The 25,649-nt window shown below is 58.3% G+C and carries 24 protein-coding genes and 1 tRNA gene; 13 read left to right on the plus strand and 12 right to left on the minus strand.

Annotation, left to right across the window (positions count from 1 at the left end; all coding sequences use genetic code 11):
• Window positions 1-95: 95 nt before the first annotated feature.
• From ABEB25_RS17050 to ABEB25_RS17065, 4 genes are all read left to right on the plus strand, one after another.
• Window positions 96-1,286 carry an MFS transporter gene (locus ABEB25_RS17050; RefSeq protein ID WP_345737638.1) on the plus strand — a complete coding sequence of 397 codons (1,191 nt, stop codon included), beginning with the start codon at window positions 96-98 and terminating at the stop codon, window positions 1,284-1,286.
• 134 nt (window positions 1,287-1,420) lie between these two features.
• Window positions 1,421-2,671, plus strand: coding sequence for a hypothetical protein (locus tag ABEB25_RS17055; RefSeq protein WP_345737639.1), 1,251 nt, complete (start codon window positions 1,421-1,423; stop codon window positions 2,669-2,671).
• Between the two features lie 167 nt (window positions 2,672-2,838).
• Window positions 2,839-3,216 (plus strand): rhodanese-like domain-containing protein, encoded by a 378-nt coding sequence (locus tag ABEB25_RS17060; RefSeq protein WP_345737640.1) that lies wholly within the window; start codon window positions 2,839-2,841, stop codon window positions 3,214-3,216.
• A gap of 79 nt (window positions 3,217-3,295) precedes the next feature.
• Window positions 3,296-3,607 carry a hypothetical protein gene (locus ABEB25_RS17065; protein ID WP_345737641.1) on the plus strand — a complete coding sequence of 104 codons (312 nt, stop codon included), beginning with the start codon at window positions 3,296-3,298 and terminating at the stop codon, window positions 3,605-3,607.
• Window positions 3,608-3,714: 107 nt separating this feature from the next.
• Here the strand turns inward: ABEB25_RS17065 and ABEB25_RS17070 are convergent, their stop codons facing one another.
• Window positions 3,715-4,797, minus strand: coding sequence for a hypothetical protein (locus ABEB25_RS17070; RefSeq protein ID WP_345737642.1), 1,083 nt, complete (start codon window positions 4,795-4,797; stop codon window positions 3,715-3,717).
• A 58-nt stretch (window positions 4,798-4,855) separates the two neighbouring features.
• Window positions 4,856-5,491: a hypothetical protein gene (locus ABEB25_RS17075; RefSeq protein ID WP_345737643.1), complete on the minus strand. Its 636-nt coding sequence runs from the start codon at window positions 5,489-5,491 to the stop codon at window positions 4,856-4,858.
• Between the two features lie 170 nt (window positions 5,492-5,661).
• On the opposite strand from ABEB25_RS17075, the gene ABEB25_RS17080 reads away from it, so the two are divergent.
• A complete protein-coding gene (locus tag ABEB25_RS17080; protein ID WP_345737644.1) occupies window positions 5,662-6,957 on the plus strand; it encodes a hypothetical protein in 1,296 nt (431 codons plus the stop codon).
• Between the two features lie 163 nt (window positions 6,958-7,120).
• Window positions 7,121-8,383, plus strand: a complete 1,263-nt coding sequence (locus ABEB25_RS17085; protein ID WP_345737645.1) for a Glu/Leu/Phe/Val family dehydrogenase — start codon at window positions 7,121-7,123, stop codon at window positions 8,381-8,383.
• A gap of 64 nt (window positions 8,384-8,447) precedes the next feature.
• Here the strand turns inward: ABEB25_RS17085 and rpoN are convergent, their stop codons facing one another.
• Window positions 8,448-9,872, minus strand: coding sequence for an RNA polymerase factor sigma-54 (gene rpoN, locus ABEB25_RS17090; protein WP_345737646.1), 1,425 nt, complete (start codon window positions 9,870-9,872; stop codon window positions 8,448-8,450).
• 152 nt (window positions 9,873-10,024) lie between these two features.
• On the minus strand, window positions 10,025-11,074 hold the full coding sequence (locus ABEB25_RS17095) for a hypothetical protein (protein ID WP_345737647.1): 1,050 nt from the start codon (window positions 11,072-11,074) through the stop codon (window positions 10,025-10,027).
• 14 nt (window positions 11,075-11,088) lie between these two features.
• Between ABEB25_RS17095 and ABEB25_RS17100 the strand changes: the two genes are divergently transcribed.
• Complete coding sequence (locus tag ABEB25_RS17100; protein ID WP_345737648.1) at window positions 11,089-11,262, plus strand: hypothetical protein; 174 nt, start codon at window positions 11,089-11,091, stop codon at window positions 11,260-11,262.
• Window positions 11,263-11,668: 406 nt separating this feature from the next.
• On the opposite strand, the gene ABEB25_RS17105 is transcribed toward ABEB25_RS17100, so the two are convergent.
• Both ABEB25_RS17105 and ABEB25_RS17110 read right to left on the minus strand, forming a co-directional pair.
• Window positions 11,669-11,741, minus strand: a tRNA-Ile gene (locus ABEB25_RS17105).
• Between the two features lie 104 nt (window positions 11,742-11,845).
• A complete protein-coding gene (locus ABEB25_RS17110) occupies window positions 11,846-12,796 on the minus strand; it encodes a YihY/virulence factor BrkB family protein (RefSeq protein ID WP_345737649.1) in 951 nt (316 codons plus the stop codon).
• Window positions 12,797-12,920: 124 nt separating this feature from the next.
• Between ABEB25_RS17110 and ABEB25_RS17115 the strand changes: the two genes are divergently transcribed.
• Both ABEB25_RS17115 and ABEB25_RS17120 read left to right on the plus strand, forming a co-directional pair.
• Window positions 12,921-13,544, plus strand: a complete 624-nt coding sequence (locus ABEB25_RS17115; protein ID WP_345737650.1) for a DUF2238 domain-containing protein — start codon at window positions 12,921-12,923, stop codon at window positions 13,542-13,544.
• Window positions 13,545-13,610: 66 nt separating this feature from the next.
• Window positions 13,611-14,510 carry a cation diffusion facilitator family transporter gene (locus tag ABEB25_RS17120; RefSeq protein WP_345737651.1) on the plus strand — a complete coding sequence of 300 codons (900 nt, stop codon included), beginning with the start codon at window positions 13,611-13,613 and terminating at the stop codon, window positions 14,508-14,510.
• On the opposite strand, the gene ABEB25_RS17125 is transcribed toward ABEB25_RS17120, so the two are convergent.
• A complete protein-coding gene (locus tag ABEB25_RS17125; protein ID WP_345737652.1) occupies window positions 14,498-15,022 on the minus strand; it encodes an SMI1/KNR4 family protein in 525 nt (174 codons plus the stop codon). The two genes, ABEB25_RS17120 and ABEB25_RS17125, sit on opposite strands and share 13 nt — an antisense overlap.
• A 9-nt stretch (window positions 15,023-15,031) precedes the next feature.
• Complete coding sequence (locus tag ABEB25_RS17130; protein WP_345737653.1) at window positions 15,032-15,916, minus strand: alpha/beta hydrolase fold domain-containing protein; 885 nt, start codon at window positions 15,914-15,916, stop codon at window positions 15,032-15,034.
• A gap of 216 nt (window positions 15,917-16,132) precedes the next feature.
• Here ABEB25_RS17130 and ABEB25_RS17135 point away from each other — a divergent pair, with 216 nt between their 5' ends.
• Window positions 16,133-17,290: a sialidase family protein gene (locus ABEB25_RS17135; protein ID WP_345737654.1), complete on the plus strand. Its 1,158-nt coding sequence runs from the start codon at window positions 16,133-16,135 to the stop codon at window positions 17,288-17,290.
• A gap of 80 nt (window positions 17,291-17,370) precedes the next feature.
• Here the strand turns inward: ABEB25_RS17135 and ABEB25_RS17140 are convergent, their stop codons facing one another.
• From ABEB25_RS17140 to rpsT, 4 genes are all read right to left on the minus strand, one after another.
• On the minus strand, window positions 17,371-21,024 hold the full coding sequence (locus ABEB25_RS17140; protein WP_345737655.1) for a hypothetical protein: 3,654 nt from the start codon (window positions 21,022-21,024) through the stop codon (window positions 17,371-17,373).
• A 101-nt stretch (window positions 21,025-21,125) separates the two neighbouring features.
• On the minus strand, window positions 21,126-22,097 hold the full coding sequence (locus ABEB25_RS17145; RefSeq protein ID WP_345737656.1) for a helix-turn-helix domain-containing protein: 972 nt from the start codon (window positions 22,095-22,097) through the stop codon (window positions 21,126-21,128).
• A gap of 28 nt (window positions 22,098-22,125) precedes the next feature.
• On the minus strand, window positions 22,126-23,040 hold the full coding sequence (locus tag ABEB25_RS17150; protein ID WP_345737657.1) for an aldo/keto reductase: 915 nt from the start codon (window positions 23,038-23,040) through the stop codon (window positions 22,126-22,128).
• Between the two features lie 140 nt (window positions 23,041-23,180).
• Window positions 23,181-23,453, minus strand: coding sequence for a 30S ribosomal protein S20 (gene rpsT, locus ABEB25_RS17155; protein ID WP_345737658.1), 273 nt, complete (start codon window positions 23,451-23,453; stop codon window positions 23,181-23,183).
• Window positions 23,454-23,605: 152 nt separating this feature from the next.
• Between rpsT and ABEB25_RS17160 the strand changes: the two genes are divergently transcribed.
• The 3 genes from ABEB25_RS17160 (at window position 23,606) to ABEB25_RS17170 (ending at window position 25,639) form a co-directional block, all read left to right on the plus strand.
• Window positions 23,606-24,388: an NIPSNAP family protein gene (locus tag ABEB25_RS17160; RefSeq protein WP_345737659.1), complete on the plus strand. Its 783-nt coding sequence runs from the start codon at window positions 23,606-23,608 to the stop codon at window positions 24,386-24,388.
• A gap of 121 nt (window positions 24,389-24,509) precedes the next feature.
• Window positions 24,510-24,821: a hypothetical protein gene (locus ABEB25_RS17165; protein ID WP_345737660.1), complete on the plus strand. Its 312-nt coding sequence runs from the start codon at window positions 24,510-24,512 to the stop codon at window positions 24,819-24,821.
• Between the two features lie 11 nt (window positions 24,822-24,832).
• Window positions 24,833-25,639 carry a hypothetical protein gene (locus ABEB25_RS17170; RefSeq protein WP_345737661.1) on the plus strand — a complete coding sequence of 269 codons (807 nt, stop codon included), beginning with the start codon at window positions 24,833-24,835 and terminating at the stop codon, window positions 25,637-25,639.
• Window positions 25,640-25,649: the final 10 nt, after the last annotated feature.

Here is a 25,649-nt window from a genome sequence, read left to right on the forward strand (position 1 = left end):
AGGCCAAGGGCGGGTGCAAGATGTGCTTTTTCCAGAGGTTGTCAGTTGGAGGAAAAGAAGTCCTGCGCTATTCCCTTATTCCTACCTAACCTTCCGTGGACGTCCCCACCAGCCGCAGCAAGCTCGCCCTTCTCTTCTTTTGCACCGCCATGCCCATGGGGATGTGGAGCGTGCCGCTCGCCAACATCTACACCGCCTATGGGCGCGGGCATCTGGTCCCCTGGGTTCTAGCCACCACGGCCGTTGCCGCTTTTATTTCGCCCCTCTTTGTCGGCGCCCTGGCAGATCAAAAACTCTCCCCCACCCTCCTGCTCCGCTGGCTGGCCCTGGCCACTGGTGCCGCCCTGGCCCTCACCTGCACTTCCCTGGCCCTGGGCTGGAGCGACTCCGCCGTGCTCGTTTGCGCCCAGATCCAGGCCCTCGTGGCCACCCCAGTCTGGAGCATCGCCAGCAGCATCGTCTTTTCCCAGCTCCACAGTCCCAAAGTCCAGTTTGGCCCCCTGCGTGCCTGCGCCACCTTTGGCTGGATGGCGGGGTGCTGGATCGTCTCTCTCGTCCTCCATGCCGATGAATCCCTCGTCGCAGGCTACACGGCCGCCGGGCTCTGGCTCGTCGTCATGGGCCTTTCCTGGATGCTGCCCCTCATCCAGCCGGCCGACATTCAGGAAAAACGCAGCTTCCGCCAGATCCTCGGCCTCGATGCCCTGGATCTTCTCCGCCATCGCGACCACCGAGTCGTCTTCATCACCGCCGCCCTTTACAGCATCCCGCTCGCCGCCTTTTACCCCTACACAGCGCGGCACCTGAAAGACCTCGGCACCCAGAACATCTCCGCCGTCATCTCCCTCGCCCAGACCACGGAGATCATCGCCATGCTGCTCCTTGCCGGCGTCCTGGCCCGCATCCGGCTGAAATGGGTCTTCCTCGGCGGCATCATCATCTGTGTCCTACGCTACGCGATCAATGCGCTGGATACCCAGGGCTGGATCATGGTCGGTACCACCCTTCACGGCCTCGCCTTCACCCTCTACTTCATCACCACCCAGATCTACCTGGAAGAGCGCATTGACCGCAAATGGCGTGTCCGCGCCCAGGCCCTGCTCTACCTCCTCATGAGCGGTGTGGGCAACCTCATCGGTTACCTCGGTGGCGGCTGGTGGTATGCCGCCTGCACCCACAGCGGCATCACAGACTGGACCCGCTTCTGGTTAGGGGAATCCGCCCTCACGGCCCTCGTCTGCCTCTTCTTTGCCTTCGCCTATCGCGGCATCCACGCGGCGAAATAAAAGCGGCAGCCCCCCTCGTCCATAAAGCTAAGCCTCATGCTGAAAACAAGGTCATGGGGTGATTCCGTGCCTGATTGGAAACAATGAAATCAAAAAAGAGCGATGTTCATCCGTTTCCCCTTCGTATGTGCTGCATGACGGTTCGCCTCGGTCTTCTATCCTTCCTCCTTTTAGCCTCCTCCCTGGAGGCGCTGGAGACGCCGGTGACTTTCCGGGAGGCACCTCACAAATACCTGGAACACAAGCCCGATGACCGCTTTGCCCGGCTTCAAAAACAGATCGAAAAGGGCGAGGTGAAGCTGGATACGTCCGATGATAAAAGCTTCCTCACCAGCATCCTGAAGTCACTGGATATCCCCGTTTCATCCCAGCTCCTGGTGTTTTCCGCCAGCTCCCTCCAGAGTGAGATCATCAACCCTCGCAACCCTCGGGCGCTGTACTTCAATGAGGACACCTACGTGGGTTTTGTTCCTGGAGGAAAGGTGGAGATCATTGCCATGGATCCCGAGATGGGAGCCATGTTTTATATCTTTGAGAAACTTCGGCCCGGAGGAGAGGTGCCGCCCATGATGAGGTCGGACAAATGTTTCAACTGCCATGCCGGAAATGCCACCCGGCGGGTGCCTGGCCTGATCGCAGAATCCCTCCTGCCCATGCTCAGTGGAGCCAGCCTGGAGACCTACCGCCGCGATGAGCAGGGACACCAGATCCCCCTGGAGAAACGCTTTGGCGGCTGGCACCTCACAGGCCAGCACCATCTCAAAGACAACCTGGCCAACATGATGGGCCGCACCAGTTCCTCGCGCGGCTTTGAAAAGACCCGGATCGAGCCAGGCCAGATGTCTGATCTCGGCCTGCACCTGCTGCCCACCAGCGACATCCTGCCCCACCTGGTGCATGAGCACCAGATCGGCTTTGAAAACCGCGTCTTCCATGCCGCCTACGTCATGCGCCAACTCCTAGCCGAAGGGCGCGGCAGCCTGCCCATGAAGGCCAAGCCGGAGATGGAAGAACTGGCTGAAGAGCTGGCCCGATATGTCCTCTTCGCCGATGAGGCCAAGCTGCCTCCCGATGGCATCGAGGGCGACCCGGAATTCATCCGCGAATTTCAGCGTAACAAAAAGCCCGTCAACGCCGGCCCCTCCCTGAAGGACTTTGACCTCCGGAACCGCATCTTCAAATACCGCTGCAGCTACATGCTGTACACCGACTCCTGGCAAAAGCTGCCCTCCATGCTGCGGGAGCGTGTCTATTTCAAAATGGCCGAGGGCCTGCGTGATCAAAACCCCAACCCCGCCTATGCACACCTCCCGCCAGAAGAGAAACGTGCCATCCGCGCCATTCTGAAAGAAACCCTGCCCGGTCTGCCTGCTTGGTGGCGCTAACGTGACGATTCCGTGCACGATTCAACGTTTCGCTTCGTTATGAAAACTAATCATCCTGACCGGGAATAAATTTCCAGGCCTTGCGTCTGAAAGCTGTGCACGACAGCCCTCTACTGGAGGAATCCGTGCAATTGACCAAACCGATAAAACTAACCAACGAACATCCTATGAAGAAACTGCTCGCACTCGCACTCTCCCTCATCGCCGCCTCCGCAATGGCCGCTGAGTATCCGGACATCAGCATCTCCGACCTGAAGACCGCCATCGCTGAGAAGAAAGTCACTGTCATTGATGTCAATGGCTCCGACTCCTTCACGGCAGGCCGCGTGCCAACCGCAGTGGACTTCGAAGCCAAAGGTGGCGAACTCGAGAAAGTCCTTCCTGCTGACAAGAACGCCCTCGTCGTCGCTTATTGTGGCGGCCCTAGCTGCAACGCCTACAAGGCTGCTGCCAAGAAGGCCACCGCCCTGGGCTACACCAACGTGAAGCACCTTTCCGCTGGCATCTCCGGCTGGAAAAAGGCTGGCGAAACCCTGGAGAAGTAATTCTCTGAACTGATTCACGCCGGGGTGCTGGACAAACCAGCATCCCGGCGTTTTTATATCCGTAGTATCCCTTGCGCTCATGAAAAAGTTTCTTCTCGCCCTTTCCCTCCTCGTCACGGCTACCCTTAACGCTGCTGATGCTCCCAAGGCCGTCACTTACGAAGGCCAGATCACCGGCGTCGTCTGCGCTTCCTGCAAGGCCCACATCACCGCTGCCCTGAGTCAGAAACTCACCGACGTCGTCAGTGTGGATGTGAAGGCTGGCGAGACACCTGAGACGCAGAAGCTCATCGTTGTGGCCCACAATGACAGCATCACCAAGGAAACGGCCACCGAGGCCCTGGGCACCTACGCCAAGAACTACCAGATCCTCAGCCTGGCGAAAAAGTAAGCTCCGGCTCTCATACATTACATTTGAAAGGGTCGCTCTTCAGCGACCCTTTTTGTTAGACCTGTTTCATTTCGAGACTCCTGGCCATGGTGGCTTCGCCAGTCTGCTCACTGCCCAGAAGTCCGAGTCTTGCTGCCATATTGAATCATCGCACCGGCACCACCTGAAAAGGCCCCGCCCAGCCGCGGTGCCACTTCGGTTTCCGGCAGCATCCAGACACGTTGCTTTCCCCTCGCCACGCGGAGTCGTAACCAGTAGCGGATGCCGCCATAGATGCCCACAGCCGCAGCCAGGGAAAGAAGGCTGGTGACCACCGTCATGAGAAAGCTGCCGCCATGAGTGGCGTCACCCGAAGCTTTGACAGCACCAGGCGGCGAGGTGACCACCTCCGTCAATCCAGCCACAGTCGCATGGACGGTGCTGTTTGCTGGTGGCAAGGATTTCTCCAACCAAAACAGACGCGTAGAAAGCCGGACGGCAAACCGCTGCAACTGCTGCTCTGCATCATTCACCTGCATCGCATCCTGGATGCAGTCCTCAGCCATCTCAGTCATGCTGGCCAGCGAGCTCGTCTGACTGATGAGAGGGCTGACCATGAAACGTGCCCGCCATGGTTCGCCCAGGGGGTAGATGGCTAGGCAAATTTCGCGCTGGTTGCGCAGTCTCGAAATGAGCGGATTCAGCAGAGCTGTGGAAGCGAGCTTTTGGTCACGGTCCAGCACCAGGATGTAAAGGCGAATGCGGCATTCCGTCGAATGGAACTGCAACAGCCGTTCCAGATCCAGCATCGGCATTTCAGTGACCAAGGACTGCGGATTGATGAGGTATTCGTTGACCGGTACCTGCCTCAGGGATTCCAGCACGGAGGTCGGTACATCGCGGAGAGCCAGGCTGGGTGTGGGGCGATGGAGAGTTGGTTCCTGAGGCGTGTTCAGAAGACCTCCACGCAGAAACAGCGACAGGTCATGGGAACTGAGTCCCGAATCATCCACCATCAGCCGAGGCGACTTCAGAGGGCCGGACCCTTCCAGGAAAAATCCATCGACGCTGTCAGAGGCCGTATTTTCGGGAAGCAAATCCGAAAACTGGCTCCCAGGGGTCAGCACAGGAGACTCCCAGGCCTGCCCATCCCAAGTCGGTAGCGGGGGTTCATCCGCAGCCGCCAACGGGCTGCTGGAAAGCAACAGCATGGAGACTGCCGACAAGCAGCAGAACGCCCATGCTGTCAAAAAAGCCTTCATACGTAGATCAATGCTTGGTCATCGGCCGGGAGGAGCGATGCGCGTTTCGCAAAGTTTGCAGTCCCAGTCCGTTCAAATCGGTCGGGCTGGAAATCATGCCTCCATCCAGCGAAGCGGAGCTGGCGGACTGACTCAATTTTTTCCCGAATATGGCCACCGCACGCTCCACCGCCAGCCCGTAAAGCTGCCGAATGAGCGGGGACCGCACTTGCTCAAGAAGGAGGGTCACATCCGCTTCACTGACATAAGGCTCCAGCGCATAACCTAAGGTCAGGGCAGCAATGCCACGCTGACTGTCAATCACCAGAGCGCAGCCAAAATCGTTGCGTTTGGCGATCTGCTGCGTGTGAAAAGCCCCGTGGTTGATCAGCCAAAACCCAAGGTCCCGGGCGGTGATCATCGTGGGCAGCACGCCAAGATAGACGGCGAAAAAACACTGCGGAAAACTGCGCTCAAAATCATCCAGCACCACCTCCAGTTGACGTTGCTCCCTGAGGCTGAGCGCATTGGAATTGTCCGTGAGGCGCTCCAGGCGCACCCACTCAGAGCCAAGGTAGGACCGAATGGCCGTGGCACTGAATCGGCATTGATGGCATTCATCCGCATCGGATGCCAGAGGGGCCGAGCAATGTGGACAATTCATACTTTCAATAAAATCTAAAATTCAACTTCAGCAATATAATTCTCTTTAGAGTAAGATTGTTCACGAAAAAAGTGTTTACACCCGATCAACGCTGTGATTGAAATCTCTTTGGACATGGTCCGTTTATTGCGCTGAGCCGTTTCGACCCATACCCCCCAGCACCGCCTATCATGAGACAATACCATTTATTCACCCTGGCAGCCCTGGCTTCCCTGACTTTGCAAACCCAGGCCAAGTGGAGCAGGCTGCCTTCTGTGGATGAGAAACCTGTGAGCATCGCCGGGATTCTCGCCGGCACTACCGTCCACGACTCCAAAGGTCTGAATCCGGCCAACGCCTTGCTCATGGGCGATCCCGTGAAGCCTGTGAACCTCGCCGCTGGCAAGAGCGAAGCGGTCCTCAAGTTCGCCAAGCAGTCTGTGGTCAAGAATGTCTCCTTCGTGAACGACGGTATCGAAGGCAAGGTCGCCCTCTCCACCAGCACAGACGGCAACGCCTGGAGCCCCGTGGACAATGAAGTTTTCTCCGCCACTGACCGCGTGATCAAGCTGGATGGCGGTGCTGCCCAGGGACGCTTCCTGAGAATGCAGTTTGACCTGGTCCGCGGGGGTGTGATCCGCAGCTTCCAGGCCATCGGCACCAGCACCGATGCCAACTACACCGTCAGCCAAAACGCCGATGGCACCGGAGCTCCGGTGAACTTTGCCGCCGGCATCGGTGGTGGCCGTCTGCTTTACATCAGCCCTGAGCTTTTCGGTTCCCGCAACGATGCAGTCAAGAGCAGCGTTCTGGAGTTCCCAGAGTCTGACGAAAAATATCGCACGGCGGTTTACGATCTTGGCCAGGTGCGCACGCTGAGTGAGTTTGGTTCAGTCCATTCTCCTCGTCCGGTTCGTTTTTCTGTCTACGCCTTTGATAGCCTGCCTGAGAAGGAAGACTGGCGCGGTCGCCTGGCTTTTGACCCCACCGTCTTTGATGCCGCAGAGCCCGTGGCCAAGGCCGAAGACACCTCCGGTTCCGGCTTTGTGAAAGCCAAACCCGGCAAGGCCATCAAGTCCCGCTACATCGCCCTGCGCTGGGAACCTGACTTCAACCCACCAGCTTTCACTTCCTACTCGGTCTCCATCACGGGTGCAGCGAACGTAACTTTCAGCGGCTCTGGCGTGACGGTGAAGACCACCACCAATGCCGAAGGTGATCAGGTGACCACCGTGGAAGCCGATGGCCAAACCAACCTCACCATCACTGTGGATGCCAATGGCAACGTCACTGTGACTGGCAGCGACGCAGGCCCTGGTGCAAGCGGACCTTCCGTGGACGTCAACGGTGAAAACACGGCTCAGTCAGGGGAGGCACCGACCATCAATGGAGTCACCATTGGAGCACCGAGTGCCAATGGCATGGGTCTCGGTGGCGGTATTTCCCAGGGGCCTCGACCGGCCAATAACGCGAGCGGAGGCAACTAAGCCCTCGCAAATTTATTAGCATTTGAAGAATGCGGAGCCCTCATCGGCTTCGCATTTTTTATGCAATCTCACCTGCCTCCGGCAGAATGCATACAGAACTAAGGAAAGACGGTCTATCAATGATCTTGGCAAACGCCTGAGACGTTCTTTAATCACATCTGCTATGAGCACCTCCGTTTACGACTCCCCTGTGTTTCACATGGCCTGCCATCAATTTGACCTGGTGGCTGATTTCCTCGAAATCCCTGAAAGTCTTCGGGACCGCCTGAAGATGCCCCGCCGGGCACTGACAGTTTCCATCCCTGTCCGCCGCGATGATGGCAGCACCACCGTCTTTACCGGCTACCGCGTGCAGCATCACCTGACCCTTGGGCCAACCAAGGGCGGTATCCGCTTTCATCCCGATGTGACCATGGGAGAGGTGGCCGCGCTGGCCATGTGGATGAGCTGGAAATGCGCCCTCACAGGATTGCCATACGGAGGTGCCAAAGGAGGCGTCTGCTGTGATCCCAGCCAGCTCTCCGCCGGTGAACTGGAAAGGCTGACCCGCCGCTACACGCAGGAACTGATCCCATTCATCGGCCCTCAATTGGACGTGCCTGCTCCAGACATGGGGACCAATGAGCAGGTGATGGCCTGGATCATGGACACCTATTCACTCCAGATTGGCCACTGCGTGCCTGGGGTGGTCACCGGCAAGCCCGTAGGCCTGGGCGGCTCACTCGGACGTCGCGAGTCAACTGGACGCGGCGTGGCCTACCTGGTGTCCCGAGCCATGGACACCCTAGGCATGCGGGCCGAAGGAGCCACCGCTGTGATTCAGGGATATGGAAATGTCGGCTCTGTCGCGGCCACCTCATTGGCCAAACAAGGCGTGAAGATCCTGGCTGTCAGCGATGCCTACGGCGGCATTCACAATGCTGCCGGGCTGGATCTCACCGCCCTCAATGACCATGTGGCGAGGACTCGGACTGTCGTCGGCTTCCCGGGGGCAGAGGCCGTGACCAATTCGGAACTCTTACTCATTCCCTGCGATATCCTCATCCCTGCGGCCTTGGAACGACAGATCACCGGTGAAAATGCGGCCAAGATCCAATGTCGGATTCTGGCCGAGGGTGCCAATGGGCCGACCACCCCTGAAGCCGACCTCATCCTGGAACAGCGCCCGGAGATCTTCCTGATCCCGGACATCCTCTGCAACAGCGGTGGCGTGATCGTTTCCTACTTTGAGTGGGTGCAGGACCTCCAGAGCTTTTTCTGGGGCGAGGGCGAGGTGATGGACAAACTGTTCCGCATCCTGGAACAGTCCTTCACCCAGACTTTGCAGTTTCATCGCAAACGCCAAGTCTCCATGCGCTTTGCGGCGCTCAGCCTGGGCATCAAGCGGGTCTGGGAGGCCAAACAGACGCGCGGTTTATATCCTTGAACGCTTTTGGTGGCCAGGGTGGACTGGAGGACCGAAAGAGGCCCTTCACATCTGCCAGACTCCCTTATGAGAAGGACTTGCGCAGGTGGCTGGGAAGGATGCCCAGAGCCTCGCGATACTTGGCCACGGTGCGGCGTGCGACTTTGATGCCCTGCTTGTCCAGCAGCTTGGCCAGCTTGTCATCACTCAGCGGCTTGGCCTTGGTCTCAGTCTTGATGAGATCGGCGATGGCGTTTTTGACACTGGTGTTGCTGAGGTCCTCGCCAGAATCCGTCTTCACGCCGTGGCTGAAAAAGAACTTGAGCTCAAAAACGCCATAGGGCGTGGCCATGTACTTGCCAGAGATGGCACGGCTGACCGTGGTCTCATGGACCCCCACTTCATCCGCCACCTGCGCCATGTTGAGCGGTCGTAGAAAGCTGGTCCCCTTGTCCAAAAACTCCCGCTGGTGGGCCAGGATCTGGGTAGCGATCTTGTGAATCGTCTGCTGGCGCTGATGAATGGAGCGGATGAGAAACTTCCCGCTGCGGATCTTGTCGCGGATGTAGTTACGCACCTCGCCGCTGCTGCTGGCCTGCCCGAGCAAATCCTTGTAGGCATTGCTGAGACGCAGGCTGGGCAGGTCGTCATTGTTCATCACCGGCACCCATTCACCGCCCTGCCGCTCGACAATGATGTCAGGGCTCACGTAATTGTTGCTGCTGGGGTTGAAACGGGAGGCAGGTCGCGGGTCCAGCGTGCTGATGAAATCCGCCGCACGAGACACCTGCTCCAAAGGCACGCCCAGCTTCCTCGCCAGGATGGGGTAACGTTTGTTGGCGAGGTCTTCGAGATATTGCTCCACCAGCCGGTGCGCCAGGCTGTGCTTTTTACCCAGCCGCTCCAGTTGCACGATGAGGCATTCACGCAAGTCATCGGAACCGACCCCCACGGGGTCAAACGACATCAGTACCGCCTTGGCCGCATGGAGGTCATCAATAGGAATGCCCTGCAGCAAGCTCATGTCCTCCACCGAGGAATTTAGAAAGCCCCGGTCATCCAGGCTGCCGATCAGAAACTCCACATTTTTGACCAGCAGAGGATCGGTGATTTCCGCCGTGCGTAGCTGCGTCACCAGATGCTCCTGCAGGGTCGTGGGAGCCACAATGGAGTCCATGAGGAACTGCCAGCGCTCCTGGTCTTCCGCAGATCGGTTCGTGGTCTGCATGCGGCTTTGCGCCCAGTATTCACGCCACTCCTCATCCATCTGGGACATCACATCCAGCTCGTCCCGCTCCCCCCCGTCACGATCATCGGGATCATCCGGCACAGCATCCTCCAGAGACACTTCAGGAGCCTCAAGCTCCAGCACTGGATTGATCTCGATCTCCTGCTGGATGATTTGCCTCAGCTCCAGCGTCGGAGCCTGCAGAATCTGCAGGCTCTGCTGCATCTGGGGGCCGATGGCGAGCTTTTGGGTCTGGGTTTGGTAAAGTCCTTGATCTGCCATGGTTGGTTGGCGGCACCCCTTTCACTGGCGCACAACACTATCAAGCAGAGATCGGGCCAAAAATCACTTTCCTTGAGGATTGGTGAGAAAAAACATTCCTGGCACGCAATTGCATCTCCGTGCCGTCCTCACGCACCAGGCCAAAAAGGCCTTCAGCGCTTCAGCGCACCACTGGGAAACACAGCCCCCGTCACCGCCCCTTCACAGTCAAGAATGACAACCAGCGAACCGCCCCCCGCCTGCGGACGATGCTGCAACAGCAGCCGCCCCACATACACCGTTCCCCACTCCGCTTCCCGCTCCAAAAAACGCGCCAGCGGCGTGTCCGCCGGAGTCACCGCCACCCCTTGCACAGATTCATCCGCACTGGCCTGGAGATTCACGCACAGATGCTGCACACGCACAGCCTCCGGAAGCTCCAGCCCGTGACTGCGGCGCAGGACGACGTGGAACCACGAAGGCTGCTCAGATTTTTTCTCCAAGAAAGAGTCCAGACGGCGAGCATGCGTTTCAGCAAACAGCGGCCAGTCCATGAGAAATCCCCCGCCCTCCTGCGGCACCCCACGCATCAGCGCCCCAGCCTTCGGATTCAGGTCCGTGGTGATTTGAAACAGCGGCACCAGCTCCTGTCCCGGCAGAGTGCGGGGCGTCGCATTCGCAAGCTTAAAGCTCTTGAGCTTCGGCGAGCCCTCACCGAAAAACTCCTCCATATCCACCCGGTGCTCATCCGCCTGGGCAATGGTTGAAAGCCGCTCGTCCAGGGTGGAGGCCCCCAAGAGAACCTTCACCAAACTTTCCGCCGCCTTGCCAGCCGCCACCAGATCCACCTCCGCCGCAGCCTGGGCCACAGGCACCGCCCCAGGAGTCAGGGGCAGTTCCGCACGGCGGATTTCAGGCGCAGGCATGACCGCAGGCTCCGTAGGCGAGGCCACCATGGCAGCCTCCGGCACAGGAGCAGTCGGCTTTTCCTCCGGCGCACCTTCTGCCACCGCAGAGGGCTTTTCAGGAGCCTCAAACTCAACCGACAAAGGAGTCTGCAAACTTTGCCAAAACAGCCACCCGCCAAAGCCCAGAACCAAAACCAGCAGAATCCCCAGCGGCACATTGCGCTCATCCCGCTGAGGCTTCCAGGAAGGCCCCGGCGTGTAAGCCTGATCCGCAGGGGATGCATTCACCGCAGGCTGCTGGGGCATCAAAGGCACCTCCTGCATCGGGGATGCGTGCCCAACAGGATCCGCCACAGGTGCCCCCGACTGAGGCTGAAACAAAGCAGGAGAAGCAGTTGCCGCCACCCCGAAAGGCGACGCCCCCGCTGGCATCACCGGCGGCCAAGCAGGCGTCGCCACCGGAGCTGGTGGAAAAGGAGATGGAGATGGCGGTGAAGGACTGAAAATCGGCGGCTGCTCCGGTGCAGGCGGCCACGCCGGAGGCTGCACAGGAAGCTGCGCAGGAAGCTGCGCAGGCGGAGAAAAAACCGCCGCCGGGGTCAAATTGGCTGATGGAGGAGTCGGCTGGAAAGCGGGCCGCGCAGGAATCACCCTTCGCTGAATCGGCAGACTGGTCACGGCCTGCCCCGTAGCGCTCGCCGCAATCGGAAAAGCCTCATAAGGAGCACTGCCTGCGCAATGCGGGCAAGTCACCCTCGCCCCCGCCTGCTGAGGCAGAGAAAGAAACGGACGCGTGCAAGCAGGGCAGCGCAGGCTGACGACACCATTGACCATGTGGCAAGAACTATGACGCAGATTACGAATCCCGCCAGCCCGCCGTTCATTCACCTGCACAGTGACATCCACAAGTGCGCCCGCCCGGATTCGAACCGAGAACCAAGGGATTATGAGTCCCCTGCTCTAACCGTTGAGCTACAAGCGCCTTTTGACAGGGGCTGTTTAAAACGTTTCGCCAGCAAATGCAACCGGGGAGCATTTCAGGCAGCCACTTCGTTCTGTAAGCTTGATATCGGGCACTCCATCCTGTCACCACGGCTTGCGGTCGCCGTGTTTTTTCAGAGGTTCGGCATCCAGATCGCCTGGACGTTTTTTGGGAGGCATTTCTTCGGGGTCTTCGATGACGTCAGGACTGACGGTACGGGAGTAAACCTGGCTGAATTCGGCCCCGAAGAGCAGCAGGCAGGAGGCGTAATAGACCCAGAGCAGAAGCAGCACCAGCGAGCCTGCGGCTCCGTAGCTGGAGGTCACGCTTTCACGGCCCAGATAATAGCTGAGCCCGTGCTTTCCCACTTCAAAGAGCACGGCGGTCATGGCAGCGGCCACCCAGACGTCCCGCCATCTCACGGCCACATCGGGCAGCACCTTGAAGATGATGGCAAACAGCAGGGTGACCAGCATCAACGAGATGATCATCCCCACGATGCCCCAGACCTCCACCGGCACGCCAAAGACGAAACTGACGTATTTGCTGAGGCCTGCCACGGCGGTGCTGAGGAAGAGCGAGATCAGCAGCAGAAAGCCGATGACCAAAACCATGCCGAAGCTCAGCAGGCGAGTCATGATAAAATTCATGAAGCCGCGCCACTTGGTTTCTTTGACACCCCAGACGGTGTTCAAGGCATCCTTCAACTGCGCGAAGACACTGGAGGCCCCCACCAAAAGGATGACAAAGCCTGTGGTAGCATTCATCCAACCCTGATTCGGGCGGGCGGCACTTTGCACCAGTTGCTGTACGGTGCCCGCCACGCGGTCTCCCACATAGTTTTGCAACTGTGCCTCCAACTGGCCCCGGACGGCATCTTCACCGAAGACTAAGCCAGAGATGCTGACGGCGATGATCAGCAATGGGGCCATGGAAAAAACCGAGTAGTAGGCCAAGGCGGCGCTGAGCTGCAGTGCGCCGTCATCAATCCAGTTGCACACCGCCTGATAGAGCAAGTTCAATACGCGGTTCTGCCGGAGGCGCTTCCACTTCATACCAGGGGTATCGTCCTGAGTGGCGGCTTTGGCCTTCTGCCCGGGCTTTTTTGGCCAAACTAAAGTCGGCCCGCTCTGGGAAGTCTGGCTGGACAGAGCCAGTGGGACGTGATGTCATGCACGCATGATTGACACCCCCGCTCCGCGCCTGCTGCCCGTCTTTCTGTTCAATGCAGCTTACATGGCAGCGGCTGTGGCGGCTTCCATGATCAAGGGCAATCGTGAGTTCATCTTTTACATCGTGATCATGTGCGTGCTCATCGGTGTCATGGCCCTGGTCCATCGCCGGGTGGGGCTCAGCACGCCGCTTTTGTGGGCGCTTTCTGTGTGGGGCCTGATGCACATGGCCGGGGGGCTGGTGCCTGTGCCGGAAGGCTGGCCCTACCACGGTGAACACGGGGTGCTGTACAGCCTGTGGCTGATTCCGGAAAAGCTGAAGTATGACCAGATCGTCCACGCTTATGGCTTTGGCGTCACTACTTGGCTCTGCTGGCATGGGCTGAGCACAGCCTTGAAGCAGGCCTTTGCCATCCGCCTGAGGCCGACGCTGGGCATGATGACGCTGTGTGCTGCGGCAGGTGTGGGATTTGGGGCGCTGAACGAAGTCATTGAATTCATCGCCGTGCTCACGATCCCAAACACAAACGTGGGCGGCTATGAAAACACGGGCTGGGATCTGGTGGCGAATCTGGTGGGGGCACTTGTTGCCGCCGTATGGATTCGGCTAAAGGCAGGCCAGCAGGGATGAAGCTGCGGTTGACTTATCAGGCGTGGTTCCGATACTCGCCCCCCGCTTTAGTCCCCCTCCCCGCGCATGAGCCAAAACCAGGTCGCCATCAAAGCCGTCGCATGGAGCATTGCGCTCAATGCGGTGCTGGCGTGCATCAAGGTCAGCGTGGGCATTGCCGGGCACTCCTATGCGCTTATCGCAGATGGCATCGAGTCGGTGAATGACATCTTTGTTTCGCTGATGGTGCTGGTGGGGCTGAAGGTGGCTGAAAAACCACCGGACAAAAATCACCCCTATGGCCATGGCAGGGCGGAGCAGCTTGCCGGCCTGTTTTCCGCGCTGTCCCTGCTGCTGGCCGGGGGAACCATTGCCTACCACAGCATTCATAACATCCTGCACCGACACTCTTCCCCCGCGTGGTTCACGCTGCCGGTGCTGGTGCTGGTGATCGTGGTCAAGGAAGGCCTGTCCCGCTATGCCATGCGGAAGAGTGATGAGACGATGAGCACGGCCCTCAAGGGAGATGCGTGGCATCACCGGGCGGATGCCATCACCTCGGGCGCAGCTCTGGTGGGCATCAGCATCGCCCTCATCGGTGGGGATGGCTTTGAGATGGCCGATGATGTGGCCGCGCTGGTGGGCTGCATCATCATTTTCATCAATGGGGGGCAGCTTTTCAAAGCCACCCTGCATGAGACCATGGATGGAGCGGCACAGGAAGATCTGTACCTGGAAGCCCGGGCCATCGGGGCCGCGGTACCGGGCGTGTGCATGATCGAAAAACTGCGCATGAAAAAATCCGGCCTGGGCTATCACATGGACATTCATGTGCAGGTGAATGGCAGCCTGAGCGTGCATGAGGGCCACCGCATCGGCCACGATGTGCAGCGTGCGCTGCTGGCCTCCGACCGCCGCTTTCTGGATGTCATCGTACACGTGGAGCCCTACGGCCACCATGACGAGCATGATCATCAGGGCTCATAGCGTGGCACCTCCCCATAGATGAGCCAGCGATAGAGAAGCTTGATGCTGAAGGCCACTGCTGGCAGCACCACAAAAACCAGCAGCAGAGCGGCTGCCATCACCAGCCAACTACGTATCCTTTCCCGCCAGGTGTCAGGCGTGTCATCTATCTCAATCGCTGTGTTTTCACGGCTGGCCGCAAAGTCCGCAAAAGACGGGTATTCATCCAGCAGAGGGCGATGGAGATTTCCCTTGTCTGTGCGCAGGAGCCGACCGTTTTGACAATCGAGCACGTAGGGGCAGGCATCGGCCTCATCACCCACATACAGCCAATGCTGAGGCCAGGGCGGCAGCCCGGCAAAACCCTGGCGATACTCCAGCGTGGACTCAATGATCGAGTCTGCCTCACGCAGCGCGGTGGTGTCATCCATGTCGCCATCCAGCTCTGCCTCCCCTGTGAGAAAACAGCGATAGTCTGGCGGCAACGTCAGCCCCAGGGCGGATTCGATTTTGGCGATGTCGGCTTCCGTCATGGTGAAGGTCTATTTTTTCAGACCACGCAGATGCTCGTCAAACCAATCGGCAAACTGGTTGTAGTCGGGCTGGCGGTCAGGCCAGCCATGGGCAGCGCCTGGTTTAACAACAAGTTTGGCAACCACACCTGCGGCGGTGGCACGGGCCACAAAGGTTTCCGCCTGCTGGATCGGCACCAGCTCATCCTTGTCACCGTGGATGATGAAGGTGGGGGACAGCTTGGCAGAAACACGGTAGATCGGAGAGACTTCCCTGCCCAGACGCTGGCGGCCTTCCGGTGTGTCTGATTCAGGGCCGAAGGCGGCCTTGTAGTTTTTCAAAATGCCCACACCCACGGCATCTTCGCCGGACTTGCCATAGTTCAGAAAATCCGTTGGCGGATACAAGCAGGCAATGGCCTGGATGGCACTGCTCTCGCGGTCCACCGGGTCTTTGGACTCCGGGTTTCCTGGCCCTCCCTGGACGCCCATCGTCAGGGAAAGATGGCCCCCGGCGCTGCCACCGCTGATGCCGAATTTCTCAGGGTCAAGATTCCAGGTTTTGGCATGGTGACGGATGTAACGGATGGCGCGATGGATGTCCTGGGTGATCTCCTGAATGGTGAACTTCGGCTGGCAGGCGTGGCGCACGGAAAAGACTGTGTAGCCGCGCTCCAGAAAGGGGGCATAGATGGGCGGAGTGTTGGGGGAATAACCGGAGACCCAGCCACCGCTGACCATGTAGATGATGGCGCAGCCGTTCGGTTTCTCCGGCTGGTAAACATCCAGCGTCAGGGCAAAGCCGAACTTGCGGCCATAGACCACATCGCCTGTCTTTGTGTGCGGTGGGATGGTCTGCGCCAGGGTGGGCAGGCTGGTGAGCAGGAGGGAGACGGCAAGGAAAAGCAGTTTCATGCGGAAAGGAGTACGCAGGCAGCAGAGTGGCTTCTTCAATGGTCACACGCTTTTACCAGCAACATGGATGATTGGTCACCGTCTTTGTCTCACCCATCTGTTGCCGTGAAGAGACTCGCCGCCTTAGCCACTCTGGCTCGTACTTCCACACGGATGGATGAAAAATGACGACACCTACGACATCTAAATAACAACCAGCATCCTTTCTTTTTTGTTATGCTAAAGACCTTTCTGTTCAGCACCCTGCTCTCCATTTCAGCCCACGCGGCCACGCCTTTCCTGGAAAAAACGGATGTCTTTGAAGGCGGTAAAGGCGCTGCCCTCTACCGTATTCCCGGCATCGTCGTCACCAGCAAAGGCACGGTGCTGGCCTATGCGGAGGCCCGCATCCACGACAGCAAGGACTGGGGCGAGATCGAGGTGCATCTGCGCCGCAGCATGGATGGCGGCAAGACCTGGGACAAGGCCCGTCACATTGCTCACCTGGCAGAACGTGCCGAGGGCAATCCACGCAAAAAAGAGGGCGGCGAAAAAGAACAGACCGTGAACAACCCCGTGGCCATTGTGGACACGAACGGCACGATCCACTTCCTTTATTGCCTGAACTATGCACGCTGCTTTTACATGAGCAGCAGCGATGACGGCCTAACATTCAGTTCGCCCAAAGAAATTACCGCTGCTTTTGAAGGTTTCAAACCACGCTGCCCCTGGAATGTCCTGGCGACGGGTCCGGGCCACGGCATCCAGATGAAAAACGGTCGGCTCGTGGTGCCCGTGTGGCTGGCCTACGGCCCGAAGCCAGGCGACCACGCCCCCTCCATGGCCGGAACCCTTTACAGTGATGATCACGGCCAAACCTGGAAGGCAGGCGATATCGCCGTGCCGAATGAAGGCGAATTTGCCAACCCGAATGAAACCACCCTGGCCTTGCTCGCGGACGGGCGCGTAATGCTCAACTCCCGCAGCGTCTCCCAGGCCAGCCGCCGACTCATCACCACCAGCGCGGACGGAGCCACGGGCTGGAGCACACCGCGTTTTGACAGTGCCCTGTGGGAACCCATCTGCATGGGCAGCCTGACCGCCCTGCCGCAAAAACCAGGCACCCTGGTCTTTGCCAATCCTCATACGCAGAAGCTGGATGCTGCAGGCCAACCCATCCCGGGCGGGCGCGGCCTGCGCGAGAACCTTTCCATCAAGCTCAGTGCTAATGATGGGCAGACCTGGGAAGTGAACAAGACGCTCGAATCTGGCAAGAGCGCCTATTCAGACCTCGCCGTGCTACCAGATGGCACCATCCTTTGCTTTTACGAACGAGACAGCCGCCTGACGGTCGCGCGCTTTAATGAAGCCTGGGTCCGGCAGCCTGCCCGCTGAAATTACAGCCAACCACCTGAACATGACAAAGGGAGGAAAGCACGGACCGTGAACCGGCTTCCCTCCCTCTGCTTTTAGCATCACAAAGGATTTCCGGTTTCCTTATAGACGATGCTGAAATCGACGCTGAACCCATCGTTGCCATCCGTTGTATTCGGACCGACACCGACATAGATGGTATCGCCCGGCTCCAGGTAACCAACGTTGCCATTGAAGTTCAATGTGGTGGCCGGGGCATAGGTGCCGCTGAAGGTGTTGGTAAAGGTCGCCCCGTTGTCGATGTCCTTGTAAACGACCACTTGGCCGCCATTCCCCAGGGCACTGCTTTGGGTGACATAGCTGCTGTTGATGCCATAGTATCCTGCATACTTAACGGTATAACCAACGATGGCAAAACGGTCCACCGTGGCTCCTTGAGTAGATCCCTTTCCAGGGTGGCCGCCGGTCGAGTTGAGGGAACCGTAAGAGCAGAAGCTTGTGGTATCTGGGAAAGCCAAGCCATTGGACATGTAGCGGTTCGCCGTCGGGCTCCAGTTCAGAGAGATGTAGCCAGAGGGGTCACTGATCGCCGAGGCGGCATTCCAGCAGTAGCTCCACCCGGGCATCGGGGCCACCGGCTTGAAGTCATCACGATAGTCAGCCACCACTCGGGTGGCACCACCTGCGACCGTGAAGGTGATGGAGGACATCGTGCCGCCAGCAGGCGTGGCCTTCACCGTATGGCTTCCCGCAGTGAGAACCGCGCCCTGGAGCGGATTCCCAACGGTGCCAAAGACCGCATAAGGCGGCACAGGGCGGGAGTTGGTGGCCGCAGTGTCATACTGCATCACCACAGCGCCCTGGGCGCTGTTGAGGTTGGCGCGGATCGTCAGATTGTTGCTGCCCAGACGTGCAGGGTCCACGGTGGCTCCGGCAGTCAACTGCATGAGATCATTGCCCGTGTTCGCATCCACCACGGTGAAGGTTTGCACCACGGGTGCAGCCGTTTTGGCAGGGAGCATCCACTCGTCAATCAGCTTGCCTCCTGCGGCCAATGCGGTGGCTGTGGCGGGCTGGTTGGTGCTGTCAATGAGGCCGGCTGGGATCTGACCATGGATGCGCTTCGGCGGCTGCATGGGCTGGCGACGATTGTCATCCGCCGCATTGAAAGTATTGTCCCAAGTGATCGCGTCCAGGTCCAGGCCAGGTTGTCCGGCACTGTGATGGCAGGTGAGACAGAACTTGTTCTGCACCGAGTGCGGACGGGGTGCATTGTAAAACAGCGGCCCTTCGGGAAAGTGGATGCTTTGGCGGAGAGACACCGTGCCGCTGGGGATGTTGCCACGATGCACACCATTGTCCGCGCGGTAGTTGTAGAAGTTCGCATAACGGGGATGTGTGACCTCGCCGTTGTGCTTCAAAGCTAGCGAGATCTCATCGTGAGCCCAGGTGGGGAAGCGGTCGGCAAACTTCGTTTTGAACTCACCGGTGTAAGTCGCAGGCAGGCCGATCAACGTGCCACCGGCGTGATTGCAGGCCGTTTCATAATCCACGGCATGGGCGATCATTTTGAAGTCATCCATCCAGCCGGTGAACCCGGTGACGGAACTGCCCGCAGGTTTGCCCAGCGTGAGCTTGCCGACGGTTGGCTGGAAGAGGGAGGTATAAATGTCCTGCCAGCGATGGTAGAGGATGCCATTGAGATGAAAATCCACCTCGGTGCCGTTTTTACGCACCTGGAAGGCAAGGTGTGCCCAGCCTGTGTCCGGTAGGAGATCATCCATGGCACTGGCCGGAGTGATGGCGCTCACCGGCGGCAGGGTGATCTTGCTGATCACGGTGCCTGCGGCATTCGCATAGAAAAGTTGGCGACGGCCGCTGAGACGGATGGAGGTGCCATCTGGGAAGGTCACCAGATGACGCTCCACTGCATCATCCGCCGTGCGGCAGTCCACAAACATGCCGATGTACCAGTTCTTCGCCCTCACGCTTTGGGGCTGGGTCAGCACATTGAATTCCAGGCCGATGCTGCCATTCATCCAGAAACCTTTGCCATGCACACCGCCTGTGGCGGCGGGCTCCAGGCGGCCGTTGCCGATCACCAGACCGTGCTTGGGCACCACCCAGTTCGTCGCCAGAGGAGTGGCCGCATTCTGCAGTTTCACCGGATTTGAAAAGGTGTTCGTGCTGGTGTTCCACCCGCTGTGGTGGGTGTAATAATTCTGCCCGGTGCCCGAATTCACGAAGGTGAGCAGGCCGCTCATATTGGCGATGATGAAGGCATCCGGATCCAGGTAATCATCAAAGGCCAGCTCATCCGTCTGCTTGCCATTGGTGATGGGCCAGGCCACATCGCGCAGGCTGATGGGCATGAACTTGGTGCGGTAGTTGAAAAGGTTTTCCAGGGAATCGATGATGTTGCCATTGTCATTTTCGCCCACTGGCATCTGCTTGGTGGCACGGCCAAAGCCGAGACGGATCTTGCCGTTTTCCGTGCCGAGGGGACCCGTGGCAGGCTGGAACAGGGTGACCATGCGCGACTGAGGCCCCATGGTGGTATCCCCTGCTCCCACAGCGTAGTCCATGTCATTGTTCAGGTTGTCGAACTGCACCAGCTTGCCGTGCGTCCACAGGCCGATGATGGAAAGGCACTGATGTTTGCCACCATCTTCAGCATCATAGATCGGAGTCTCTTCCGGCACGCCAGTTTGTGGATAACGGCTGTTGTTCCAGGTGCCGCCTGAAAGGTAGTGCAGGCGGTCAAAGCCGGCCTCAATGATCAGGTTCTTCGCGTGGCGATCCATCCAGGGATAGGAACCCCCGATGTCCTCACCATCGGGGATCAAGTTACCTTCCGTATCGCGGAAAGGCGCCCGGGCGAAACCAAACTTGTTGTTAATCCGTGTGTCATACGGCGCATGGGTGATGGGGATCAGATTCGTCCACTGCGCAGGATCTGCCGTCGCTCCGGTGGGATAATAAGAGTACACAATGTCACAGCCCTGGGCGGCCTTGGCCACGCCCGTCACCGGATCTGTCCAAGGCATGGAACCTGCGCCCACACGGACCACCAGGAGACGGCCATCCCCTACGACCATCGGCTCAAACGCCTGGGCTGAGAAGCTGTAAACAGGCCCGGCCAGCGTGGTGCCTGTCTTGGTGATGGAAGTAATCGCCGCACTGGTCGTCTTGGGATTGCTCACGATCACGCGAATAGGCGTGACAAAGAACTGCGTGCGTTTGTCTGCCGTCACGGGGTCTGTCGTGTTGCTGGTGACGAAGAGCTTGATGTCATACACGTCCTGGCCGCTGCCATTCACCGTCGGCGGAGCATCATCCCACATGCAGGCATGGGACACACCTTTGACCCCATCGGTGTATTGAAAGCGGCTGGCGGAGGCACTGGCAAAACCGTCCATCCATTTGAAGGTCGTGCTGCTCATCGTATGAGAGCCTGCGGGATTCAGCAGAAACGGCTGAGACATCTTTTCGGGCATCATCAGCGCAAACCGTGGTGTGCCACCTTCGGTCCCGCCGCCTTCCACAATGACGCCCACACGGCCGTCCTGCGTGACGCGCAGACCAGGCATGTGCGGGCGGGTGAAGCTGCTGTTCAGGTAAGTCGTACCGGAGTAGTTTTTGATCACACCCGTCACCTCGCGCCAAATGGCTGGAGATTCCGGGATCACCTGCTGGCTGAAAACAGGCACACAGGGCAGACAGGCTGCCATTACGAGAGGTCGTATCCAGTTCATGGTCATTGGCACGGGTTGGGTTGGTTCCAATGAGAATAGGAAACCACGCTTCCCACCGCTTGAACGAATCGCTTGGAGATTAGAATATTTCGCTCGCCAACTTAAGAGCGATGGCGCTGACGATAGGCCAGTGGTGCATCTCCATGCTTGCCCTTAAAACAGCGCAGCAGATGGCTCTGGTCCGCAAAGCCAGTCATGTGCGCAATGGTGGCCACAGAGTCATCTGTCTCGCGCAGCAGCTTGGCCGCACGCTCCACCCGCAGTTCCCGAACATACTGGGCAAAACCCCAGCCAGTGGTCTCTTTGAAAAAGGCTCGAAAACGACTGGTGCTCATGCCCGCTGCGCGCGCCGCTTCAGGCTGGGAAAGGGACTCATGCGCATGCAGTGAAACGTAGTCCAGTGATCGGCGCAGCCGCTCCTCCCGCACCGCGCGGTCAGTGGTGGGAATGCTTTGGCTGGAGGCTGCGGCAAAGGCCTGCCGCATCTGGAACAAAACGGCCATGAAATGGAATTTCAAAGCCACCCATCTCTCCTCTCCGACCTCCGCCTGGAACCAAGATTGAGCTAGGCGCAACAGGGCCTCATGCACGGCAGGAGCCTGCGGATTGTCCGCCTTCAGGAGCGGCAGCACCCCTGCACGGCGACGGTCCCAGGGCAGCAGAAAGCCCTGGTCCACCACAGCCCCAGCCTGCGCCACCAGATGGGCAGGAAACAAGATGACGAAGGCCGTATGGGCTGCATCCATGCGCATGACCCCGTGGATCTTCAATGGATCCACGATGACCACATCACCCGGGTCAAAAAGGAAGCGATCATTGCCACTGCGAAAGTCCCCTCGGCCGCTCAAGGCCACAAAGAACTCATAGTAGTCATGCCAGTGCATCCAGTTTTCCCCCACCATGCGGCGGTAGCCCGGATACTGCTGCAGGCTCATGATCAAAGGCAGCGGCTCAGGGAACCGCCGCCCCAGATAACGCCGTGAATCAATGCGCCCAGAAAGGTCAAAGATCTCCGCCTTTTGAGTCGCTAAAAACGCCAGCAGATCCGCTGTCGCAGCAGGCAGTGCTTTCATGGTTCACATTGCGCCGAAGCCCGTCATTTCAAGGAACGCCATGGCCCTGCGCGGCCTCCCAGAGGCCATACCAGTCTTCCCGCTCCAGCCGGATGTCTGCGGCCTGGGCCGTGGCGATGAGCCGCTCCAGCTTGTTTGTGCCAATGATGGGCAAGGGCTGGGACGGATGAGCCAAAATCCAGGCATAGGCTAGCTGGTCCAAAGTGGCATTCCCGTACTTGGGAGACAGCTCCACCGCCTTTTTTAGCAAACGAGCACCCGCCGGGTCTTGAGGATTCATGAGTGCTCCTTTGGCCAGCGGAGACCATGCCATCGGCTTGATGCCCAGCTTCTGGCACTGGTCTGCCGTGCCGTCATAGATCGGGTCCATGTGCAGCAGGCTGAATTCAATCTGGTTGGTGACCAGCGGCTGGTCCATTCGCGAATTCAGCAGCTCAAACTGATGAACGTTGTAGTTGGATACGCCGGCACTGCGGATCTTCCCATCCTTGAGCAGGCGGTTCAGGCCTTCCGCCGTTTCATCGGCTGAAGTCAGCCAGTCTGGACGATGCACCAGGAGCAGATCAATGTAATCCGTCCCCAGCAGCCGCAGCGATTTCTCCGCACTCTTCACGATCCGGGCTGCCGTAGCATTGTAATGGGCCACCTTCCGGTCCGGGTGAAAATCACAAGGCACGTAGATACCAGACTTGGTGACGATCTCAAATTTCTCGCGCAGGCCTGGCTCCTTTTTTAAGGTCTGGCCGATGAATTCCTCGACGCGATAAAGTCCGTAGATTTCAGCAGTGTCCAGCGTGGTAACTCCCAAGTCCAGGCAGGCATGGAGACGCTTCAGAAGATCGTCCGAGTGTGCAGTCGCGGGATCATCCAGAAAGCGCCAAGTGCCATAAACGAGACGGGAAAAAGCAGGACCTTGGGGGGAGAGAGAAACACGGGGAATCATGAGTGAGCGATTGAAGAGGGTAACCGGGCGTTTGAAAACGCAAAAGTTTACCTTCCCTCGCATCCAGCATTATGGGAACACAAAAAACCCACCTGCTGTTAAGCGAGGTGGGTTTTTAGAAATCGAAGCCGGGATGTCCGTTAGGCTTTCTTGGTGAGGGCACCCACTTTGAGAGCCAGGCGGCTCTTCAGACGGGAGGAGGTGTTCTTGTGAAGCACCTTGGTCTTGGAGGCTTTGTCCGTAGCGGCGGAGAATTCGCTCAGGCTGGTGTTGGCAGCGGCGGCATCGCCCTTTTCAATCGCGCTGAGCACTTTCTTGCGAAGCGTGCGGATGCGGCTCTTCACGGATTGGTTGGCCGCCGTGCGCTTGGCGGTCTTGCGGATGTCTTTTTCTGAAGAGCGGATGTTAGCCATATAAAATTCTGCTGAGAGAGAGGGCGGAGTGTATAGAGCACTCTTTAGAACCTGTCAAATCGGAATCTGCATCTGCTTGAATGCCTGTAAATGCTGTCACAAATGACTCGCGAAGCGGTAAGACTCATGGGAGACCGTGAGTTTCCTTTGCCATGACCCGCCGCCGACTTTTCCCCATTTTCAGTTCCCTCCTCATCGCCTGTTCCGCAGCCACTGCCCTGCCAGCCAAAGCCGAGGTCTATGAGATGCGCATCTATACCACCAACGAGGGCAAGCTGGATGCTTTGCTGGCCCGGTTCCGCGACCACACCTGCCGTCTTTTTGAAAAGCATGGCATCACCAATGTAGGCTACTGGGTCCCCCTGGCCAAGGCCGATGGGGCTGACACGACGCTGATCTACATCCTGAAGCATGAAAGCGTGGAAGGGGCCAAGGCCGCCTTCGCCAACTTTGGCAAAGATCCCGAATGGCAGGCCGCCCGCAAAGCCAGCGAAGAAGGAGGCAAAATCCTCGCTAAGCCCCCGGAATCCCTGTTTTTGAGCAGCACCGACTATTCGCCGCCGGTCAAAATCGGCACGGCAGAGGGCGGCCGAGTTTTTGAACTGCGCACCTACACCACGCCTCCAGGCAAGCTGGATGCCTTACACGCCCGATTCAAAAACCATACCATGGCCCTTTTTAGCAAGCACGGGATGAACCATGTCGCCTACTGGGTCCCGGCAGCAGGGCAGAAAGATGAAGGCTCCAAGCTGGTGTACATCCTTTCCCACGCCAGCCATGAAGCGGGACTGGCCTCCTTCACCGCCTTTCGGGCAGATCCAGCCTGGATCAAGGCGAAGGGTGAAAGTGAGAAAGACGGCTCACTGACTTTGCCGCAGCCAGATGGGGTCAAAAGCATCTACATGCGTGCCACAGATTTTTCTCCTATTCGCTAACACCTGAGCAAAACCTACGTTTCGAGCCAGAAAAAACCTTGCTAAAACTCGCATTGAACCTACTGAATTTCCAATGACCCGCTCAGGTTTATTCTCTTCCTCGGTGCAATGCGCCGTTTCTATGCTGCTGCTTTCGCTGGCTACTGGCTGCAACAAGAAAGCCCAAATTACTTATGAGACGGAACAGCATCGGCTGACCATGACCGAGCTTCAGAGCCAGTCCAAAAGGCTGGAAAATGAGATCCTTTCGACGGGCAACCTAGGGCGTTATCAAAGCACCCAGCCCGCTCACATCGTGGAACTCAAACAACTGATTGAGCGCCAGAAAAACGAGCTGGTCCAGCTCAAGGCCGAAAGCGAGGCCGCAAAAATCAAGGCTGAGTCCATGCAGGCAGAAGTTGATGCCTACCGCTCTAAGTTCCGCAATTTCTAATTCTGTTTTCCATGGAAGGTAAATTCGTCGTCTATTTTTTCCTGATTCTCGCCATGCTGGGTGCCGGTTACGGCATCTATCACACGACTGAGATTGATGATGCCAACAAAGAACTGATCGCGATCACCAGCCAGATCGGCTCTCTGGAAGATCTGGTCAAAAAGCAGAAAGCATACATCGAGCTGCGCCAGGAGGCTGTGGCCCTGCTCACCGCCTACGGCATCATGCAGAAAGAAGCGTATGCCCTCCGCACCGAGATCGAGCAGCACCGCCAGGCCCAGATCTCCGCCCGCAAAGATTTTGACCAGGCCGTTGCCGTCTCTCGCAATCAAGCCTCAGGTCTCGTGCTGGTGGACCCTGTCCTGCCCAGCGGCATCCGCTTGCGCAATGTGCGGGTTGAAAAAGTCGAAGGTGACATCACCACGATCAGCCACTCCGAAGGTATCACCAAGCTCACCCCTGAAATGCTGCCCAAGGAACTGAAAGACCGTTTCCGTTTCGGAATGGCCATGGGCAGTGAGGAAGCTAAAGCAGAGCCTTCCTCTCCTGCCGCGACGACTCCGCCTGCCAGCACCACGGCCCCCGTGGAGTCCATCTCAGACCAGCTCACAACAGCCAGACGAAATCTGGAAAAAATGAAAAAGGAGCTCCCCTATCTTGAGTCTGAACTGGCCAAGACTGAAGCGGAAGCAGCCTCTGCCACCACTCCTTCCAAACGATTTTACATTAAAAATCGGCTGGATTCACTCAATAAGCAGATTGCTGATCTGAAGACCCAGATGCTGACCGCCGAAGCAGACGTCAAAAAGCTTCAGTAGGATTTGCGGG

Origin of the sequence: Prosthecobacter algae, assembly GCF_039542385.1 — a bacterium.
GTDB lineage: Bacteria > Verrucomicrobiota > Verrucomicrobiia > Verrucomicrobiales > Verrucomicrobiaceae > Prosthecobacter > Prosthecobacter algae.

What these genes read in the sequence shown, in the direction of transcription:
- ABEB25_RS17055 (WP_345737639.1), top strand. Translation starts at nt 1,421, where the DNA reads ATGACGGTTCGCCTCGGTCTTCTATCCTTCCTCCTTTTAGCCTCCTCC.
- ABEB25_RS17060 (WP_345737640.1), top strand. Translation starts at nt 2,839, where the DNA reads ATGAAGAAACTGCTCGCACTCGCACTCTCCCTCATCGCCGCCTCCGCA.
- ABEB25_RS17065 (WP_345737641.1), top strand. Translation starts at nt 3,296, where the DNA reads ATGAAAAAGTTTCTTCTCGCCCTTTCCCTCCTCGTCACGGCTACCCTT.
- ABEB25_RS17070 (WP_345737642.1), bottom strand. Translation starts at nt 4,797, where the DNA reads ATGCTGTTGCTTTCCAGCAGCCCGTTGGCGGCTGCGGATGAACCCCCG.
- ABEB25_RS17075 (WP_345737643.1), bottom strand. Translation starts at nt 5,491, where the DNA reads ATGAATTGTCCACATTGCTCGGCCCCTCTGGCATCCGATGCGGATGAA.
- ABEB25_RS17080 (WP_345737644.1), top strand. Translation starts at nt 5,662, where the DNA reads ATGAGACAATACCATTTATTCACCCTGGCAGCCCTGGCTTCCCTGACT.
- ABEB25_RS17085 (WP_345737645.1), top strand. Translation starts at nt 7,121, where the DNA reads ATGAGCACCTCCGTTTACGACTCCCCTGTGTTTCACATGGCCTGCCAT.
- rpoN (WP_345737646.1), bottom strand. Translation starts at nt 9,872, where the DNA reads ATGGCAGATCAAGGACTTTACCAAACCCAGACCCAAAAGCTCGCCATC.
- ABEB25_RS17100 (WP_345737648.1), top strand. Translation starts at nt 11,089, where the DNA reads ATGCGTGCCCAACAGGATCCGCCACAGGTGCCCCCGACTGAGGCTGAA.
- ABEB25_RS17110 (WP_345737649.1), bottom strand. Translation starts at nt 12,796, where the DNA reads ATGAAGTGGAAGCGCCTCCGGCAGAACCGCGTATTGAACTTGCTCTAT.
- ABEB25_RS17115 (WP_345737650.1), top strand. Translation starts at nt 12,921, where the DNA reads ATGATTGACACCCCCGCTCCGCGCCTGCTGCCCGTCTTTCTGTTCAAT.
- ABEB25_RS17120 (WP_345737651.1), top strand. Translation starts at nt 13,611, where the DNA reads ATGAGCCAAAACCAGGTCGCCATCAAAGCCGTCGCATGGAGCATTGCG.
- ABEB25_RS17125 (WP_345737652.1), bottom strand. Translation starts at nt 15,022, where the DNA reads ATGACGGAAGCCGACATCGCCAAAATCGAATCCGCCCTGGGGCTGACG.
- ABEB25_RS17130 (WP_345737653.1), bottom strand. Translation starts at nt 15,916, where the DNA reads ATGAAACTGCTTTTCCTTGCCGTCTCCCTCCTGCTCACCAGCCTGCCC.
- ABEB25_RS17135 (WP_345737654.1), top strand. Translation starts at nt 16,133, where the DNA reads ATGCTAAAGACCTTTCTGTTCAGCACCCTGCTCTCCATTTCAGCCCAC.
- ABEB25_RS17140 (WP_345737655.1), bottom strand. Translation starts at nt 21,024, where the DNA reads ATGAACTGGATACGACCTCTCGTAATGGCAGCCTGTCTGCCCTGTGTG.
- ABEB25_RS17145 (WP_345737656.1), bottom strand. Translation starts at nt 22,097, where the DNA reads ATGAAAGCACTGCCTGCTGCGACAGCGGATCTGCTGGCGTTTTTAGCG.
- ABEB25_RS17150 (WP_345737657.1), bottom strand. Translation starts at nt 23,040, where the DNA reads ATGATTCCCCGTGTTTCTCTCTCCCCCCAAGGTCCTGCTTTTTCCCGT.
- rpsT (WP_345737658.1), bottom strand. Translation starts at nt 23,453, where the DNA reads ATGGCTAACATCCGCTCTTCAGAAAAAGACATCCGCAAGACCGCCAAG.
- ABEB25_RS17160 (WP_345737659.1), top strand. Translation starts at nt 23,606, where the DNA reads ATGACCCGCCGCCGACTTTTCCCCATTTTCAGTTCCCTCCTCATCGCC.
- ABEB25_RS17165 (WP_345737660.1), top strand. Translation starts at nt 24,510, where the DNA reads ATGCTGCTGCTTTCGCTGGCTACTGGCTGCAACAAGAAAGCCCAAATT.
- ABEB25_RS17170 (WP_345737661.1), top strand. Translation starts at nt 24,833, where the DNA reads ATGGAAGGTAAATTCGTCGTCTATTTTTTCCTGATTCTCGCCATGCTG.